Below are 17794 nucleotides of genomic sequence, written 5' to 3'. Positions count from 1 at the left end.
TGGCAACAAGCAATTATGGGGAGGGATGGATTTTCGGGGATGGCTCGGGGCGCTCCCCTTTCTCTTAATTGCTATAGTTCTACTCTATTGGAGCTTTGGACTTTACAACGATGGAGTGAATCAATATGTATGTTACACGATTGGTGCGCTTGCGTTCTTTATTGGTTGTATTGGTTACGGTCTTTTCAAGCCGTTACCACAACTTACGGAGCGCCCGGTAGTCTTCATAATTCGGAGATTACGAGCTAAAAAGGCACAAAAGAAATTTAATTATGGTCGGATGGAAGAAGGGAGGGGGCCAAAATGAAATTTAGACTACCATTCATTAGCAAAAGAAATAATCCATCTCCCCAGCAGTTAACAGTACAGCAAGCCCTTCCGTTTGAAGGAATACAGCAGCATATTCTAAAAATGAAGGGTGATGGGATACGTTCATTAACCGAACTTAGCGATCTTATCAATACCAATCTACTTGATTTCGACCCCCAGGACGAGACTTCGGAAATGCAAGTTGTTTTGCGAGGATTTAAAAACCTATTAAACCAATTTCATGGGAATCGATTTCAGATCTATGTCTCGTCGGAGGCAATGGATGTAGACGACTATCAAAAATATTTGGACGATAAGATCGACCAAGAAGATGAAGATGCTTTTAGGATTGAGCGCCTAGATGAAGAGAAAAAATACATATCGGATTATGCACAAACCCATTGTTTTACGAAGTCCTTTTACCTTGTAACAGGTTCTGACTTGCGAAACGAACAAGATCGAGACGAGCAACTACGAAACATTAATAATGAATTGTTAAAAAGCATTCGAGGGATTGGCCTGCGCAACTCTAAACTCCGAGGCGAACCCAAAAGCGGCCAGGATTACGGTCGACTTCTCTTTGATAAGTTGAACCCCAGGCTTTCAAAAGCATACGGGAGGTTGGATAGTTATGGGATCAACGAACTTGCTCCGAACCCGGTTATCGACCATGATACGTATTATGAGATCGATGGTTATCTTTACTATATCTTTGCGGTTCGTGAGTTTCCGCGCGACCCTGATCCGTGCTGGATGGAAAAATTATATGAAGTAAACGGGCACTTTGACATTCTGATTGACCTACAAAAGAACAGGCAAGGCAAGGATCGGCTCGAAAAAAGCATCAGTAACGATATGGGGAACATTGAAACTGATTTAGAACGTCCTTTGTCGCATTCGCACCGCAAAAGGAAAGAGCAAGACTTTCGGGACGCAGAGCTTGTACTTGACGAGCTAATTAGCGATGAGGAAGAAGTATTTAATGTGTCGTGCTTCATCCTGCTAAGAGCAGAAAACCTGGATAAATTAGATAGCATTACAAGGGAGCTTCACTCCAAACTAAAAAACGTCAAGGTGATTACGACCAAACTCGAATACGAGGGATTAGACGGATTCTTTTCTGCTCTGCCGATCATGTACGAGTCTCAAAACAAACTTTATCAGCGCTATGGAAAGGTGATTCACTCAGGAGCGATCAGCGGTTTTTACCCCTTTGTACGGACTGACTTCCAAATGAGCACAGGTATTCGTAAGGGCTACAACACGGATAATAAATCACTCGTTATTGTGGACAGGATGGACCGAAAAATATTCAAAAATGGCAATGGTCTCGGCATTGGGATGTCTGGTACGGGGAAAACTCACGGTGCCGAAATGGACATCCTTCGTGAATTTTCCCAAGGTTATAAAATTCGGGTAGTTACACCGGAGCCGGGATTTAATTTTCATGTTGGAAATAAGATGAATCTCTCTCAAGCTTCCAGGTGGGTACTAAACCCATTCCATATCAACTCTTTCGTTGTCGATGTGGATGAGGAAGAAGGGGAGGACATCATTCACCCTGGAGAATACCTGCGCATTAAAGTTGGCCTAGTAATGCAGTTTATAAATTCACTACTTCCTTCTCTGGATGAGTACGAAAAGTCAAAGATGCATAAATCTGTTATTGAAACCTACAAACAGTACGAATACACGTTTGAAACTACTCAGGAACCAACAGAATTTCCAATTTTGGATGACTTGGCACATAAAATGAACGGTTCCGATCTTGAACGGGCACGAGTCCTACTTGATAAATTTGTAGACGGTGCATACGCTAAACTCTTTAACGGAAAGAGGAATTGGGAAAAGGATGACCTATTCGTTGCTAACGTCCGGGACGTTCCCCTGGAGATCCTTGCGCCGACAATGGAATTGCTCATCCAAGACTTTTGGGAAGAAATTAAACTGAACGGTAGTGCAATTAATCCGGTTCCTTACGGCCTTTATATTGACGAATTATGGTATTTTGGTGACGAAAGAAAACCACAAACGCTAGAGTTCATTTATCAGATTTACAAAAGAATTCGTAAATACATGGGCTACAGTGAAGGATTAACACAAAACGTTACTGACCTAATGAAACACCCGATGCTAAAAGCTATCTTCAATAACGCTGTATTCCATCGTTACTATCCAATGCGTTTCGAGGACGTAGATGCCTTACAGCAGCTTGTTCCTTTGACTCGGAAAGAAATTAAATTTTTGCAATCACAGAATGAGGAGCAGGGCACAAATCTCTTCATTATCGGTGAACACCGGATGAAAACAAAAACACAGTACAGTATGGACGAGCTGCGTATCCTTGATCCGAAAAAGTATGCCCTTCTACAGAAAGTAGGCGGAGCGGATGCCAATAAAGGTTAGGCTCGCGCTAGAGGCTATTAAAAACTGGAGGCAAATCGTAGTTATTGGACTAGCCCTCCTCATTGTTCCATTTGTTCTTATATCTTCTGTAGTGAATACGATCGTTTCAACATTTGTTGCTGACCCGCAGAATGCCCCCAATTATAAGGCTGCTGCAAGTGCAGAGAGCGGAGTTGATTGGAAAGCGGTATATGTAGTTGATTTTGTTCGTTATGACGGTAAACTGGAGGATGCTAGTCCATCATCCACAATCAGAGACGAATTTATATATTTTACAGAAGAATCGCACGAGGAGCAGGAGTCCTACATTGGTGACGATGGACAAGAGCATACGAGGTACTACACAGTGACCGAAAAAGTGAGGCATGTACGAACATTTGAAGAGGTTATTGATAGATTGGGCTTTGATGCGGACAAACGACAATTAGCCCATGACATGTATGACAACCTTATCGATGATGACGACGTTTACGGCGGGGACGATTCTGCAGCATTACCACCAAACATGCGTGCCATGTTCCAAACCTTACAAAATAGGTTCGGCATAGATTGGTATATCCTGGCCGGAATTTGGGAAGGACTCGGGCGTAACGTTCAAGTACCGCAGGATGTTTGGAATAGGTTCCAAACAGATGGAAACCAAAATGGGAATATTTCTCCAGCCGAACAGGAGGATCAACTATATACACTGGCGAATTATTTGCAGACACATAAAACAAATATAAACGATGTGCTCAGGATTCTCTTTCCCGGAAAGGAGCAGGACATACAGACTCAAATAAATGCCTATAAGAGATATTCCGATATCTCAGGTTCAAATTTAGCCATATGGCCAACTCCGGATTATCGCACGATTACTTCTAATTTCGGGTTACGAATTAACCCTGTTACTGGTAAGGATGAAGGGCATAAAGGAATTGACTTTGGGGCGCCAAAAGGCGCTGTTATTGTTGCGGCTTTTCCGGGTGAAGTTAAAAGCACGATTTCAACGGAAAACAGCGGAGGGTACGGAAATCTTACAATCGTTGAAAATTTGCAGTCACATGTTCAATATTATTATGCACATCAATCGAATTTTGCCGTATCTCCCGGAATGGTTGTCAAAGCCGGGGATTTAATCGGTTACGTCGGGGCTACAGGACAGGCTACCGGTCCACATCTACATTTTGAAATCAGGATTAACGGAACTCCCGTTGACCCCTTACCATATCTTAAAAATTAGAGCAGGGATGGAAAATGACAAATGAAAACCTAGTCGCTATTGCGATGGGGCTTTCCGAAGTGAGCACAGACATCCTCATGTATTTGGAAGGCCATTTGAGCGAGCCAGTCCGAACGACCGATCTATACTTGGCTATGATGACACACAGCGGCGTAGGACTCCAGAAAGTTCAAGACGAATTACAGCAACTCCGCGTCTCACTCTTAGTCAAAACGACACAGGACAAGAAGGATTATCGGATAACAAACATTGAGCTGACTGAGTTTGGACAAAAGCTTCTCGATCTAGGCCGAAACATTCAAGAGATTCCGTCGAAGCCGGTTTATGTGTTGGCGGACGAAACTATACTGCAGATCGGGCAGCTGCTCGATAAAGAACAAGAGAAAATCCTAAAATGCCTTCATGATGGCAGCATAGACATGAGTCTTGAGCTGTACGAGAAATCTACGAAGAAGAAAATTTCATACCGTGTATTCCAGAGCAAGGTATCGGCGCTGCTTACCGCACTTTTTATAGAGAGTTCAAAAAATGGTGCACGAAAGAGCTATGTTTTATCGAAAAACGGGCAGCGTTATTTCCAACTAAAAGGAATCAAAGAAAAGAAGCCGGGGGCAGGGATCGAATCCTGATCCTGGTTTTTCTTTTGCCGAGTGGTCGATCACAATAAACCACCCTAATTCTCGCCCCCATGAGGGGGCCGCGACCGCCATAGCATGGCGGCTCTGCAAATATCAACCCCACCAACCTCCCCAGGCTTGGGGAGGCTCCCTCGCCGGGATGCAGGTTCCCGAACGCAAGGTTCGGGAACGACTTTCAGGGTCGGAGAAGGGAAGCCGCTTGCGTCAAGGTCGGTCGCTCCTTATCCTCCGCCGGCCTAACGGCCTCTGTCCGGTACCGCTCCCTCACTTGACACGCTGGGTTTTGCGGGGACCGGAATTGGCTGACTATTCGAGCCACCGTCGCCGGCGCGCCGAACGCAAAGCTAGTCCTCTTCCGCAAGAAACAGGAGCGAGAGCTGCAGCTGCCCCGTCCGGTCGTAGTCACCAGCGCGCTAGCGCAAATCCGGTCCTCTTCCGGAAACATCAGGAACGCGAGCTGCAGCTGATCGGTCCGGCTGTCGTCGCCGGAGCGCCGGCGCAAATCCGGCCTTCCTCCGGAAGCACCAGGAGCGTGAGCTGCAGCTGATCGGTCCGGCCGACGTCGCCGGCATGCCGGTGCAAAGCCGGTCCTCTTTCGGGAGCACCAGGGGCGCGAGCTGCAGCTGATCGGTCCGGCCATCGTCGCCGACGCACCGGCGCAAAGCCGGTCCTCTTTCCGAAATCCTGGAGCACGAGCTGCAGCTGATCGGGTCCGGCCACGTCGCCGGCGCGCCGAACGCAAAACCGGTCCTCTTCCGGAAGCACCAGGAGCGCGAGCTGCAGCTGGCCGGTCCGTGATGCTGTCGCCGGCACGCCGGTGCAAAGCCGGTCCTTCTTCCGGAAGCACCAGGAGCGTGAGCTGCAGCTGATCGATCCGGACGCCGTCGCCAGCATGCCGGCGCAAAGCCGGTCCTCTTCCGGAAGCACCAAGCGCGTGAGCTGCAGCTGATCGGGTCCGGCCATCGTCGCCGGCGCACCGGTGCAAAGCCGGGCCTTCTTCCGGATGCACCGGGAGCGCGAACTGCGGCTGATCGGTCCGGCCATCGTCGCCGGCGCGCCGAACGCAAAGCCGGTCCTTCTTCCGGAAGAACCAGGAGTGCAAGCTGCAGCTGATCGGGTCCGGCCACGTCGCCGGCGCGCCGAACGCAAAGCCGGTCCTCTTCCGGAAGCACCAGGGGCGCGAGCTGCAGCTGATCGGTCCGGCCATCGTCGCCGACGCCGGTCCTCTTTCCGAAATCCTGGAGCGCGAGCTGCAGCTGATCGGGTCCGGCCACGTCGCCGGCGCGCCGAACGCAAAGCCGGTCCTCTTCCGGAAGCACCAGGAGCGTGAGCTGCAGCTGATCGATCCGGACGCCGTCGCCAGCATGCCGGCGCAAAGCCGGTCCTCTTCCGGAAGCACCAGGAGCGTGCGCTGCAGCTCATCGATCCGGTCGCTATCGCCAGCGTGCCGGCGCAAAGCCGGGCCGCATCCGGAAGAACCAGGAGTGCAAGCTGCAGCTGCTCGGTCCGGCTGCTGTCATGCCAGTCTAAAACTTTATTTGCAAATAATTATAACTCAAGTTATATAAACCTTTACCTGATATTAATTAATAAAATATTTACTTATATATCATTTTGGGATATAATGGAATTAAAAGGTATACTGATTGTTGTATGACTAAATAAGAGAAAATTAATGGATCGGCAGCGTTATTACCTGGAGGTCGCGGCGGGAAGTTTGGAAACATATTGCGGATAATTCACTGAATAGGAGTGTGCATTATGGAGGATCTAGCAAACATAATGAATATGATACGTAGTATTTCAAGCTTTATAGAGACACATAATATTATATCTATGCATATCTTCATGATTCTTGGCGTTTTGACCGTGGTCTCATTTCGTATAGTTAAAAACAAATAAAATACAACATTTCCAACTAAAAGGAATCAAAGAAAAGAAGCCGGGGCAGGGATCGAATCCTGATCCTGGTTTTTCTTTTACCGAGTGGTTGATCACAATAAACCACCCCAATTCTCGCCCCCATGAGGGGGCTTCGATCGCCATAGCATGGCGGCTCTGCAAATATCAACCCCACCAACCTCCCCAGGCTTGGGGAGGCTCCCTCGCCGGGATGCAGGTTCCCGAACGCAAAGGTTCGGGAACGTCTTTCAGGGTTGGAGAAGGGAGGCCGCTTGCGTCAAGGTCGGTCGCTCCTTATCCTCCGCCAGCCTACGGCCTCTGTTCGGTACCGCTCCCTCGCTTGACACGCTGGGTTTTGCGGGGCGGTAATGATTGAGCGTATAACATAAGTTATATTTTTTAATAAAATAAATTAATTATTTACTTACATATCAATTCGGTGTATAATGGAAGTATAAGGTATTATGCTTTTTGTATGACTAGATAAGGGAGAAAATTAATGGATCGGCAGCGTTATCTTTTAGATTTTTTAAAATTTCGACGATTAACTGGCAAATATCCTATAAATGATGCGGATGAAGAATTTGAAAAGGTGTTTGCAGAGTATATGAAGCACAGAAAGGTTGCTTCGTACTATAGTTTTGTCAAATATCTCACCGATAAGATTAATGGCGAAAAATAATATCGGGTGGGAATTTGGGGGAGTTCATGTCAAAACAAAGCGAAGTGGTAAAACTACTTAACAGGGCAGGTCTTTGGGAAACGAGATCAAAGCAAGCTGCCGCAAAAGGTGAGTATGATCGGGCAGGCAGACTCAGAACAAAAGCTTTACAGCTAATGGCAAAAGCTAATAAGGCTTTGGAAAATGGGGAACGTGTTTCTATTTGGAAGAAGAAGTAACTCAATCAATGAATAGGGAGCGTGCATGTCATGATAATGGAAAAAGGCAAGTGTGATTTATGTGAAGAGATTAAATTTGATGTATCTATGGTAACGGCTCCACGGGTAGGCGGGACTGATCCGGACGCTTTGGTTTTTGCTTGCCAAGATTGCTTAGAACGGGTTGATCGATTGAACGAAGAAACAAAATAAAATGATTTTACATATAGGAGGGAGCGAAGGAGCCCATATGAGAGCGTTAAAATCTGCATTATTGCTAGGTCTTATTCTAGGAATCATCTTAGTTTTTTTCATCGCTGCACAAAAATATAATTTACCAATCTTTTTTGAATGGTTGGTCTACCTTATTCCATGTATCATTATTGTGGTATTGGTACTTCGTAAATTTGAAACAATTCTTAGAAAATAAGGGTATTCGGATTTTGTGGTGGAATAACTGGAAAATAATATAATGAGGGAGGACTATGAAGTGGATACATCCATAATCCAAAGAACTGAGGCTCTTAGTAGCGCTTCGTTAATTTATGAAGACAAGACAGGTCACTATGATTTCTCTAACTTTAGTGATTTATTAAGTCATCTAATAACCGATTATATAAGTCACAAAAATAACGGGACATCCCCACACGGAGAACCGATTTTTCTCGAACTAAAAAGAACATCTAGTAAGAAGCTTGAAAAAGGAATTGATTTTTTTGCGACATATAAAGTTTTTGGGATACAAAGTAGGAAATACATTGAAACAATTTCTATATCATGCAAAGAATTGAGGGGCTACTTCATGACACGATTGGACTACATGTCTATACCGGACAGAGTAACACAATCCCTCTTGACCCTTGCGAAAAACGGATGTTATGCAACACTAGGTGATGAATATAAGCTGAAAAGCTATCTAGCAGAAATATCCGATCCTACACATTGGAAGAGCAATAAGAATGATGAATTTGGAAATTAAAATGCATCATTCCACCACAAAATCCGAATAGCCGAAAATATAAGCTGATGTGGAAATTAGGTCTAACCTGGGAATGTGTTAGTGAGGCGTACCGTCTCACCCAAGGGACTGAACGTTGGATTAGTCTGGAGAGAGCAAGTGGACGCTGGACGAGCCACCGCGCAATTGAAGATTGTCTATCGACCCTGCATGTCATTCGCTCGCAGTGGTCCGAGATCGGCCTCTTGGTTGAGGAATCTGCATGATGCCTGAATATGAAGTGAGCAGCTGCGCGGCGGAAAGCATAGTCTTATTAGATTCATTGGCGAAAGAGAACAGCACAAGGCAGGGGATTTCAATGCGAATTACGATGATGTCAACCTTATTAATGACTGGGTTATTACTTTCTTCTTGTGGCGCTCTTAAACAGGCCGACAATGCGGATATTGAAGTAGCATCAAAGGGTAGCCCCGATGGAACGGTTTCAGGAAGCGAAATACAGACCTTCGGAAAATTGTACAAAAATCGCGATGTTTCTATTTTCGTTCAAACCGGAAATAACATAGCAGCCAATCAGCCGGGATTTTATGTTGGTGATCCTGGAGCTGCCTGTTATGTATTAAAAGATGGACTAGCATCAAAAGGGAACGAATGTAACTTCGTAACAGAATCACAGATTGAGAGACAAGAGGACCAGGAGCATTACGTTAATACGTTCGGCCATTTCACCGTACAGCGGCATGAGGATAAACAAGGCGAATTGCGTTTATTGGTTTACAAACAAGTAATCCAAAAAAACAAGTAGCCGTATCTATTAAGCGGCCAATTTTCTAATTCTATAATTGGAATATTATGGATTGTTCAAACTGCCAATGAAAAATTTGAATTAGGAGGATACATCAATGGACGAAAAAATTGCAATTGACAGACTTGTGCAGAGAGTGAAAGATTACGCCAGCGGCAGGAAAAATGACGTTGCTAGAGGTGCTGAGACTCCCCGTTTAGCCGCTCTTCTTTTACAAAAATACGGGACTGGCGTAATTGATGCGGCATCTATGGTATTTGACAGTCCAAGGGCGGCTGATCCAATTTCTCAGGTCTTGGATGAAGAAACAACCAAAATTGATCCTCAATGGCGAGAACATACAAAAGAACGTTGGTCTGGACGACCAGCAGATATTGTTGCAAGGGTACCAAATGAATAATCTATTTAGCTTGTTGGAAATTGATTGGGCTATTTCCACCATAAAATCCGAATAACCTAAATATATTCGTTCGTAAGGAGAGGCGACAAAATGAGTTGGTTTACAGATCTATTTTTCTTCGCATTAGGTCAAAGTTCTCGTTCACGTTCTAATTGTGAGTGTCATGAAGAGAGTAAACCCGAAACAAAAAGTGAACCTTTGAAAGTCAACGCTCCGAGCGGTTCAGAGGAAACGCATAGATTACTATCAATGTTCCAGAACAAAGAAAAGGCTGTTATGGAAAGATACCGTTCAAAATGAATGGCGGTGTACATGATGGATCACGTATTCAAAGAGTGGGCTACAAAGCAATTGCAAAAGAAAACCTTGGATGAACCGAAGGAGTAAACCGATTAGAGAGGAGTACCCACGGCGATTTTTATAAATACATAATTTACTTTTGTACATTTTTATTTTATGATGGAAAAAAGTAACATCAAGAGGAGGAAACACATTATATGGCATCGTTTGAAAGTATTTCAGAAATTACGCTCTCCGACAAGGACCATTTAGTAATCTATGAAGAAGAAAGTTATGCCACAAAAGTACAGCCTTATATTAAGCAGCTTAAAACGGAGTTGGAGAAGAAAGGAGAAGGTCTATTTTTATTAGCAAGAGAGAATGACGAGCTTCATCAAGGCTTCTCGGATCTTCTCGATAGTGACGACATTCCTACCAATACCTATTTTGGTGGCAATGGTGATGTTATAAATAAGATTTTAGGAAGCATTCATGGTCAATACGCCGTTCGGATCGGGAATAAAACCTTTGGCGCTGTAAAGGCCCATCTAATCATTACCTTTGATCTTGACACTGTGCAATTCTATTTTCTGGAATACCTGAAACGTAATTCGGAACTTACATACCATTTGTTTATGAAGCGTGAATACTATGAAAGCAACGCACTGAATTATTCGCATAAGGAGATTTTGCCGAAGTTCAATTTTGAGATCATCGCTTAATCCGCTTTTACGGCGGCAGTTTATATGAGACCTCATTATCGACAAGGGGGATGTGAAAATGTTTTCCAAGCTCATAACTGGTTACTATATGGATGCATATGTAACGATAAAGGATGAAATTGGCGAAAGAGAGGTGCCCTTATTCCATTACAAGCCCAAATATCAAGGACAATTTCTTATAAGGGATCTTGTTGCTGAAATATTGATAATGAGACATTATCGCAATGAGAACAAGGAAAAGACCTTTGAAGTTGTTGATATTAAGGCGTCTTTTTACAGCGAGTTTATATTTGGGATAAAATCACCGCGACTCTCAATGAATGAGGAATCAAAGAAGAAAATGTTCGAAGCAATCGGATACTACATGTCCGCGTAAAACTGCATGGTTGCTAAGAGAGGCCGTCTCTAGGGGCGGTTTTAACTACAAAAAATCTAGGATGTAGAATATACATTCTACATCCTAGAATCAAATTTAAGGATGTAGAATGTGTATGGATGTACTTCGCTTCAATTCAAATTAAGGATGTAGAATGTAAGGAGTGTTTTGTTATTCGGAAAATACTTTCGCTTCTTTTTAGCTTCGGGGTGTTCTTGTTTATTTTGATTCGTTACATAGTTGCTAATGTGGATCGCCTATCGATTTCGGGTTATATTGTAACTGCACTTATGGACGTGTACCTCTTTTATGTGCTTGTTCAAGCTACAGGGTACTACAAGAGGCTTAACCGTCACTTTATAATCGATCGGGTCGAGCGAGACACGATTGAGATACGTAACTCAACATTATTTGGATTTTTTTATTTAACTTCTGATTCATTTAAGCAAAGGACCTATGAGTCCTGCCTAATACTTCAAAGTGAGTTGCCCAGACTTGGAGCTGCGGGGATCACAAAAATTCGGTTCTCCAGCATGACGATATTTGCACCGCGGAAATATATGGTACATCAAGGAGTGCCGACGTCAATGAACAAGTTTAATTATGCAATGGCAAAATTTTTGAATGTTTTCACTTGGAAGAACAAAACCTCCCCACAAAATGTGTATAGAACATTTGAATTTAGCCTTCAAGACTTTGACCATTTTGTTATTTACTCAATCAATCATCGTTATAAAAAAAGGACTTGGTGGTAATAGGCTGAAAAAGCCGCTTTGCTAAGGTGTGCGAAGATGATATAGCGATCGTAAAAATCAGCTAATAGAGGGGAAACCGATAGGAATGAAAAGAGTAACAAATTTCAGGTTGGATTTTCAAAAAAAACAAGTTGTGCAAATGCCGATTGATTCTACCTTACTTTCTTTCGCTGAATATAAAGACAAGTGGTTTGTTTATGCCCTTGTACCTTCCGATGTGGACGTACCGAAAGAAAGTTATGAGATATTAGTATGCGGTTCAATCGATACGGTGGAGGACAGTGAGAAGTTTATCTTTATACAAACCTATGTCACGAGATCAAGAGTGCTACATATTTTCTACAGGAAATTATAACGCATGTAATATGAAAGGTGGCATTATGGAGCCCTTTATCGCTTTCCTCCGCAGCCAAGAGTTGGACAGCAAAAGCATCACAGCCTATACAAAATCGGTTCGGGCATTTAGCGAATGGTTTGAGAGTAAGTACGAAAGGCCGGCAGAGCCGGAGACATTGGAGGATACCCACTTTATCGATTACCGGGGCTATTTGCTGAACATATTGAAACGTCATGCCCGGACGGTCAATAAGGAGCTGGCCGGGCTTCGCAAGTGGCTTGAATGGCATCAACGATCCGGGCGGTGGCCGAAGCGCATTGAGATCCGGGATGTAAAGATTCATACGCTAGGAATCGCCCCCAAATGGCTCAAACTTCCAGAAATCGGCGCTATCTTAAACGGAATTGAGAAGATAAAAAACCCGTTCTTACGTGCGCGTGATAGAGCCTTGTTATACTTGGAGCTTTATCTTGGGCTTCGCGACGATGAAGCACGATCGTTGCCCCTGGCCGATGTGGTACTTACTCGAGGGAGGGAAAAAATCGTCATTCGGCAGGGGAAGGGCGGGAAGTATGCTGAATTGCCGCTTGTGAGCCGAAAGCTCCGCCGCGCACTCCAGGAATGGATTGAACTTCGCAGCGAGAGCCCATTTGCGGAATCTCCGTTTTTGTTTGTCAGTTTTCGGTCGCAAACGATGAGCCGTAAAGCTTCCGATCGTATGCTGGGTCGGGTACGGAAGTTATCCAATGTCTCACATTTTACCAACCACTCTTTGCGTCATTCGTTTAGTTATCACTTTAGCTCCATGAGTAAGGATCTACGCATGACTAAAGATGTAGCCCGGCATTCCAGTATCCAGACTACGACGATATACACGCAGCCTAGCGAGGATGATGTCCGTTCAACACTTGCGAAATTGGACGAACTTTTTTAATGCAGTAGCAAAACTAACGATTAATCTTAAGGAGGGAACAAATCATGGTGTATCGTTTTCAGTTCCAGTCTTATCGTCGTATTTGGAAGCACACTAACACCTTGTTTTTAATGGTACTTACGGTTACCGGTGGCTATAGGGTACACAGCCTTCTTTCTCAATTGCTCCACGAAGATGCTTCACAGGGGCAATTTAGCTTATTTTTGCGTGGGGTTACAGCTCTATATCTTGTACTGGCACTCATCTCATTTATTAGCTTAAAGCTTTTCGTACCGCGAATAGGAAAAAGAATGAAGCTCGTATTAACGTTTCTCTATTCTGTTCTTGCCCCTTTTATTATTGTATCATTGGCCGGCCTTGCCGATTCACCGGGCGGCATTGTAGCCTTTTTGTTATATGCTGTGTCTGTTTTTATGTCTACTATGGAAACTAGAAAGCCTTAAATGGGGATAGGGTATGCTTATCTGCCCACACTCCCCTCTCTAAAAGCGAATGGACCTGGAGGAAAGTATTCCGGGTCCATTCTTTTCTTACTTCGGGGCAGCTGCAGCTCACGCTCCAGGTTCTTCCGGAAGAGGGCTGGCTTTGTGCCGGCACGCTGGCGACGGTGTCCGGATCGATCAACTGCAGCTTACGCTCCTGGTGCTTCCGGAAGAGGACCGGCTTTGTGCCGGCCGCTGGCGACGATGGCCGGATCGATCAACTGCAGCTCACGCTCCTGGTGCTTCCAGATGAAGCCCGGCTTTGTGCCGGTGTGCCGGCGACGATGGCCGGACGGGGAAGCTGCAGCTCACGCTCCTGATGCTTCCGGAAGAAGGACCGGCTTTGCGCCGGCAAGCTGGCGACGACGGCCAGACGGGGAAGCTGCAGCTCACGCTCCTGGTGCTTCCGGAGGAAGGCCAGCTTTGCACCGGCGCTCCGGCGACGGCGTCCGGATCGAGCAGCTGCAGCTCACGCTCCTGGTTCTTCCGGAAGAGGACCGGCCTTGCACCGGCGCACCGGTGACGACGGCCGGACGGGGAAGCTGCAGCTCATGCTCCTGATTCTTCCGGAAGAGGAGCGGATTTGCACCGGCGCGCCGGCGACGATGGCCGGACCGAACAGCTGCAGCTCGCGCTCCTAGTGCTTCCGGGAAGAGGCCCGGATTTGCGCCGGCACGCTGGCGACAGTGTCCGGACGGGGAAGCTGCAGCTCACGCTCCTGGTTCTTTCCGGGAAGAGGCCCGGATTTGCACCGGCGCGCCGGTGACGATGGCCGGACCGAACAGCTGCAGCTCGCGCTCCTAGTGCTTCCGGGAAGAGGCCTGGCTTTGCGCCGGCACGCTGGCGACAGTGTCCGGACGGGGAAGCTGCAGCTCGCGCTCCTGGTTCTTCCGGAAGAGGACCGGCTTTGCACCGGCGCTCCGGCGACAGCGGTCGGACTAATCAGCTGCAGCTCGCGCTCCTGGTTCTTCCGGAAGAGGACCGGCTTTGCACCGGCGCTCCGGCGACAGCGGTCGGACTAATCAGCTGCAGCTCGCGCTCCTGGTGCTTCCGGATGAAGCCCGGCTTTGTGCCGGTGCGTCGGCGACGGTGTCCGGACCGATCAGCTGCAGCTCACGCTCCTAGTTCTTCCGGAAGAGAACCGGCTTTGCGTTCGGCGCTAATAGAAAAAGGGAAGTGGCCTAGTTCATCTGCTCCCAAAGTCAATAAAATAAAAAGAGCCGCGATCCTACGGCTCTTTTTCGCTTATATGATGAATAGTTGCTGCAATACAATGATGGCCCTTTTTAGATCTTCATCGCTCTTTCCCGTTAGTAGATCTAAAGCTTCTAAAAATTTTTTATTGTGATTGACTGGAAGTCCATAATGGTAATCAAATAGCACTCTAAAATCAACATCAAGCGCTTTGGCGATTTTCTCTAACGTCAAAATCGTGATGTTTTGCTGGCCACGTTCTACCAGCCCGATGTACGAATGCTGTGTATCCACCAATTCAGCCAATTGTTCCTGGGTTAAACCCTTTTCTTTTCGAACTGCTCTGATTTTTGCCCCGATGAAAATTAACAAAGAAGTATCCACAATATCACGCCCCTATTCAGAAGTTTAATCTGGTTGTTACAGCCGAATAAGAGTGACAAATATTCAATTAATGATAAAATGGAATATATAATATCCATTATACTTAAAATAAATTTAAAATCATTGAGATAATAATTATAAAAAGGAGAGAACAGAAGGCTATATGTCAAAATTGGAAATTGTATTTGTAGTTGGGTGGACACTGTTAGGAATCGGTGGATTTGCAAGTAACGAGTATTCGAGAATGAAGGAAAAGAAAAAGCAAAAAGGTGAGGATGATAAAAATATAAATAACCAATCAAAATCCCGCCCAGTAGAGTAGGTTTGATTGGCTTACTATAAATTCAAATTTAAACTATAATACAAAAATTAATTATTTGTTCGACGTTCACACACTGCATCTGCAACTGCTGCCGAAGGTGCTTTCTTAAGGCTTGATTTCGGCGCTACAACCTGACGCCGAAGTTATCATACATTTCTCAATTGTCGTCTCTTCTCCTTCAAATTCGATGGTAATTTTGTGGAGGTCGATTCTCTGAATGAATCCCGTTATTGTGTGCTGGCGTTTGTCTCTATGGTAAACAATATTGACTTCTGTGCAGTTTTTTAATGCCGATCGCAGCGTGTGATGAATCTCCGCTATAGCATCCTCTGCCAACAATGGCTTTTCAGCATCGTTACGTTCGTTCCAAAGATCATTGAGCATACTACGATGTTCGGGAGACATAAGCGACACCCATTTTTGTCCACCTCGATCTTTTATGTTCATTTTACTTGTGCCCTCCAATCTTGCCTAGACGGTTCATTGCCGTTTCGAACGTGCTGCCCCGGAACACTACGGGATGACCGTATTTGGACTCCAGTTTATCCATGACCTTTCCTAGCGCACCTGCCCGCGCCTCTTTAACAGGGGAATCGAACAGACTTACTTGTATCTGATCTTCACCCACCAAATTGGTGATGCCGACACTCACATGTCGAATCGGCCCGTTAGGTGCTTCCTGAAATAGCTCCACTGACGCCGCATACAATTTATCTGGGTTCCGAGTGGCTTCTTGCAAAGTTAAAGATTTATTGAATGCAGGTATAAATGAATGAACGCTGTATCCGATCGACAAACTTATCGTTCTGCCAGCCGAGCAAATTCGCCGCAACCGACTTGCTATGTCATCCCAGTGGTATAACATAACAGGCAGCACTTCCTCCTTTGTATGGTCACGAAACAACGTTTGGCCATGAGAGTAACCCTTGCTCTCACCAAATTCCCACGGCTCGATCACCGGCGAAAAATCCAAGCCGTGAGAGTGGTAATACAGCTGTTCGCCCATAATTCCGTATCTTTTAGAGAGATTTTTTAACGATGAATTGGCAAGCCCGCCTAAAGTGTAGACTCCAGCGATATTCAGATTCCGCGCCATCCTCGAACCAATTCCCCATATATCCCCTATCGGATGGTGCCACAGCTTTTTTTCTACATCGTCATAACTGCACTCGGCAATGCCGCTGGCGATCCTTTTTGCTTCTACATCCATGATGACTTTCGAGATTAAACGATTTGGTCCAAGACCGATACTAACCGAAAGACCAAACTGATTCTTGATACTGCTCTGGATCAACCTCGCTGCCTCTAAAGGCGGACCCAGCCACTTTTCCGTGCCATTTAGTGTGACCCAATTCTCATCGCAGGAGTAGGGACGTATGGCTTCGAGAGGTACATAACGGCTAAGTAAACGCACAACCTCTACTGACCTCTCAAGGTACAAAGGCATCCGCGACTGAGCGACAATAATCCGCCGATCATTAGGAACCTCGTATAATCTCGAACCAGTCTTGATTTTGTATTCCGCCTTCATTTTTGGAGTCGCTGCCAGTATAAGGGATCCGCTTGCGACGACGAGATAAGTGGTCAATGGATCTAGCCCACGTTCAATACATTCAACACTCGCGTAATAGGATTTTGAATCGAGGCAGATAACTTGGTTGCGCGGCAATTTTTCGTAGTCCAGCATCATTGGCTATGGTTGCCTCCGAATTTTCAATAGTATTGCCGAAAGCTCAGCTTCCATCAAGCTACTAATCATTGTGAATTTATGTGTATATCCTCGCACTTTATAATCAACTTCAATGCCAGACCTTCCAGCTTTCGACGTAAGGACAAGAATACCGCGTTTTGACATCTCTTTTTTCACTTCGCGAATCGCCGGTTCAATAGCGCTCTCAACATCATTTAGGTAAAAAACCAAATGATTATAGATGATACCCTTGTGGGCTTTAATTGCTGCAATGTCTCTGTGAAGCATGCTCTGGAGCATCGGCAGCAAAGTGTGCTCTTTAATGAGGCGAATATCTGTTTCTGTTAAAATAGGATTCACACTCATATAAAATCACCACCAAAATAGAACATGTATTCCTATTAATTATACACCGAACATACGTTTGTTATGCAAGGGGAATATCTGGAAAAAATATAGAGTAATGAGGGGATTTTAAATGGGGGTGAGACCGCATCTGGAAGACCATGGACGCGAGCTGTCTGCCGTCGCCGGCGTACCGATCGCAGCGCGGCCCACATCCGGAAGAAGCAGGAACGACGGGCTGCGTTGTCGTCTGCCGGGAGCGAAAGACCACCCCAATTCTCGCCCCCGTGAGGGGGCTGCGACCGCCATAGCATGGCGGCTCCGCAAGTATCAACCCCACCAACCTCCCCAGGCTTGGGGAGGCTCCCTCGCCGGGATGCAGGTTCCCGAACGCAAGGTTCGGGAACGACATTCAGGGTCGGAGAAGGGAAGCCGCTTGCGTCAAGGTCGGTCGC

23 protein-coding genes are annotated in these 17794 nt (G+C 45.7%); 18 read left to right on the top strand and 5 right to left on the bottom strand.

Features of this window, described 5'->3' with window-relative positions; all coding sequences use genetic code 11:
- Window positions 1-303: 303 nt before the first annotated feature.
- From AC3G2T_RS34945 to AC3G2T_RS34935, 3 genes are read left to right on the top strand one after another with little or no spacing between them, the layout of a single operon-like run.
- On the top strand, window positions 304-2715 hold the full coding sequence (locus AC3G2T_RS34945) for a VirB4 family type IV secretion system protein (RefSeq protein ID WP_488438349.1): 2412 nt from the start codon (window positions 304-306) through the stop codon (window positions 2713-2715).
- Window positions 2699-3937 carry a M23 family metallopeptidase gene (locus tag AC3G2T_RS34940; protein ID WP_488438348.1) on the top strand — a complete coding sequence of 413 codons (1239 nt, stop codon included), beginning with the start codon at window positions 2699-2701 and terminating at the stop codon, window positions 3935-3937. Before AC3G2T_RS34945 ends, AC3G2T_RS34940 begins: the two co-directional genes overlap by 17 nt.
- Window positions 3938-3951: 14 nt before the next feature.
- Entirely contained in the window at window positions 3952-4566 is a 615-nt protein-coding gene (locus AC3G2T_RS34935; RefSeq protein WP_488438347.1) for a hypothetical protein, read from the top strand.
- 184 nt (window positions 4567-4750) lie between these two features.
- Here the strand turns inward: AC3G2T_RS34935 and AC3G2T_RS34930 are convergent, their stop codons facing one another.
- Window positions 4751-6031 carry a hypothetical protein gene (locus AC3G2T_RS34930; protein WP_488438346.1) on the bottom strand — a complete coding sequence of 427 codons (1281 nt, stop codon included), beginning with the start codon at window positions 6029-6031 and terminating at the stop codon, window positions 4751-4753.
- Between the two features lie 945 nt (window positions 6032-6976).
- On the opposite strand from AC3G2T_RS34930, the gene AC3G2T_RS34925 reads away from it, so the two are divergent.
- The 14 genes from AC3G2T_RS34925 to AC3G2T_RS34860 all read left to right on the top strand — a co-directional run bounded on the left by AC3G2T_RS34925 (window position 6977) and on the right by AC3G2T_RS34860 (window position 14045).
- Window positions 6977-7159: a hypothetical protein gene (locus AC3G2T_RS34925; protein WP_488438345.1), complete on the top strand. Its 183-nt coding sequence runs from the start codon at window positions 6977-6979 to the stop codon at window positions 7157-7159.
- Window positions 7160-7185: 26 nt separating this feature from the next.
- Entirely contained in the window at window positions 7186-7377 is a 192-nt protein-coding gene (locus tag AC3G2T_RS34920) for a hypothetical protein (protein ID WP_488438344.1), read from the top strand.
- A gap of 30 nt (window positions 7378-7407) precedes the next feature.
- Window positions 7408-7569 (top strand): hypothetical protein, encoded by a 162-nt coding sequence (locus AC3G2T_RS34915; RefSeq protein ID WP_488438343.1) that lies wholly within the window; start codon window positions 7408-7410, stop codon window positions 7567-7569.
- A 277-nt stretch (window positions 7570-7846) separates the two neighbouring features.
- Window positions 7847-8335: a hypothetical protein gene (locus tag AC3G2T_RS34910; protein WP_488438342.1), complete on the top strand. Its 489-nt coding sequence runs from the start codon at window positions 7847-7849 to the stop codon at window positions 8333-8335.
- A 241-nt stretch (window positions 8336-8576) separates the two neighbouring features.
- Complete coding sequence (locus AC3G2T_RS34905) at window positions 8577-9119, top strand: hypothetical protein (RefSeq protein WP_488438341.1); 543 nt, start codon at window positions 8577-8579, stop codon at window positions 9117-9119.
- 97 nt (window positions 9120-9216) lie between these two features.
- The gene (locus tag AC3G2T_RS34900; RefSeq protein ID WP_488438340.1) at window positions 9217-9519 is read left to right on the top strand and encodes a hypothetical protein; all 303 of its coding nucleotides are present in this window, start codon (window positions 9217-9219) and stop codon (window positions 9517-9519) included.
- Window positions 9520-9609: 90 nt separating this feature from the next.
- Window positions 9610-9819, top strand: a complete 210-nt coding sequence (locus AC3G2T_RS34895) for a hypothetical protein (protein ID WP_488438339.1) — start codon at window positions 9610-9612, stop codon at window positions 9817-9819.
- 197 nt (window positions 9820-10016) lie between these two features.
- The gene (locus AC3G2T_RS34890) at window positions 10017-10520 is read left to right on the top strand and encodes a hypothetical protein (RefSeq protein ID WP_488438338.1); all 504 of its coding nucleotides are present in this window, start codon (window positions 10017-10019) and stop codon (window positions 10518-10520) included.
- A gap of 58 nt (window positions 10521-10578) precedes the next feature.
- Complete coding sequence (locus AC3G2T_RS34885) at window positions 10579-10896, top strand: hypothetical protein (protein WP_488438337.1); 318 nt, start codon at window positions 10579-10581, stop codon at window positions 10894-10896.
- An 840-nt stretch (window positions 10897-11736) separates the two neighbouring features.
- Window positions 11737-12006 (top strand): DUF7352 domain-containing protein, encoded by a 270-nt coding sequence (locus tag AC3G2T_RS34880; protein ID WP_488438336.1) that lies wholly within the window; start codon window positions 11737-11739, stop codon window positions 12004-12006.
- 25 nt (window positions 12007-12031) lie between these two features.
- The gene (locus tag AC3G2T_RS34875) at window positions 12032-12922 is read left to right on the top strand and encodes a tyrosine-type recombinase/integrase (protein WP_488438335.1); all 891 of its coding nucleotides are present in this window, start codon (window positions 12032-12034) and stop codon (window positions 12920-12922) included.
- 44 nt (window positions 12923-12966) lie between these two features.
- Window positions 12967-13365: a hypothetical protein gene (locus tag AC3G2T_RS34870; protein ID WP_488438334.1), complete on the top strand. Its 399-nt coding sequence runs from the start codon at window positions 12967-12969 to the stop codon at window positions 13363-13365.
- A 301-nt stretch (window positions 13366-13666) separates the two neighbouring features.
- Window positions 13667-13927, top strand: coding sequence for a hypothetical protein (locus AC3G2T_RS34865; protein WP_488438333.1), 261 nt, complete (start codon window positions 13667-13669; stop codon window positions 13925-13927).
- Window positions 13908-14045, top strand: coding sequence for a hypothetical protein (locus tag AC3G2T_RS34860; RefSeq protein WP_488438332.1), 138 nt, complete (start codon window positions 13908-13910; stop codon window positions 14043-14045). The genes AC3G2T_RS34865 and AC3G2T_RS34860 overlap by 20 nt, the downstream gene beginning before the upstream one ends.
- 604 nt (window positions 14046-14649) lie before the next feature.
- Here the strand turns inward: AC3G2T_RS34860 and AC3G2T_RS34855 are convergent.
- Window positions 14650-14982: a helix-turn-helix domain-containing protein gene (locus AC3G2T_RS34855; RefSeq protein WP_488438331.1), complete on the bottom strand. Its 333-nt coding sequence runs from the start codon at window positions 14980-14982 to the stop codon at window positions 14650-14652.
- 163 nt (window positions 14983-15145) lie between these two features.
- Between AC3G2T_RS34855 and AC3G2T_RS34850 the strand changes: the two genes are divergently transcribed.
- The gene (locus AC3G2T_RS34850; RefSeq protein WP_488438330.1) at window positions 15146-15304 is read left to right on the top strand and encodes a hypothetical protein; all 159 of its coding nucleotides are present in this window, start codon (window positions 15146-15148) and stop codon (window positions 15302-15304) included.
- 105 nt (window positions 15305-15409) lie between these two features.
- Here the strand turns inward: AC3G2T_RS34850 and AC3G2T_RS34845 are convergent, their stop codons facing one another.
- Genes AC3G2T_RS34845 through AC3G2T_RS34835 form a run of 3 tightly spaced genes read right to left on the bottom strand, consistent with a single transcriptional unit; the run spans window position 15410 to window position 17360 of the window.
- Window positions 15410-15751, bottom strand: coding sequence for a YolD-like family protein (locus tag AC3G2T_RS34845; RefSeq protein ID WP_488438329.1), 342 nt, complete (start codon window positions 15749-15751; stop codon window positions 15410-15412).
- A gap of 1 nt (window position 15752) precedes the next feature.
- Complete coding sequence (locus AC3G2T_RS34840) at window positions 15753-16994, bottom strand: Y-family DNA polymerase (RefSeq protein ID WP_488438328.1); 1242 nt, start codon at window positions 16992-16994, stop codon at window positions 15753-15755.
- 3 nt (window positions 16995-16997) lie between these two features.
- The gene (locus AC3G2T_RS34835; protein WP_488438327.1) at window positions 16998-17360 is read right to left on the bottom strand and encodes a YhjD family protein; all 363 of its coding nucleotides are present in this window, start codon (window positions 17358-17360) and stop codon (window positions 16998-17000) included.
- Between the last annotated feature and the right edge of the window lie 434 nt (window positions 17361-17794).

This window comes from Paenibacillus sp. sgz302191 (assembly GCF_057749925.1).
The sequence above is the reverse complement of the archived record's forward strand: the minus strand, read 5'-3'. Positions and strand labels throughout refer to the sequence as shown.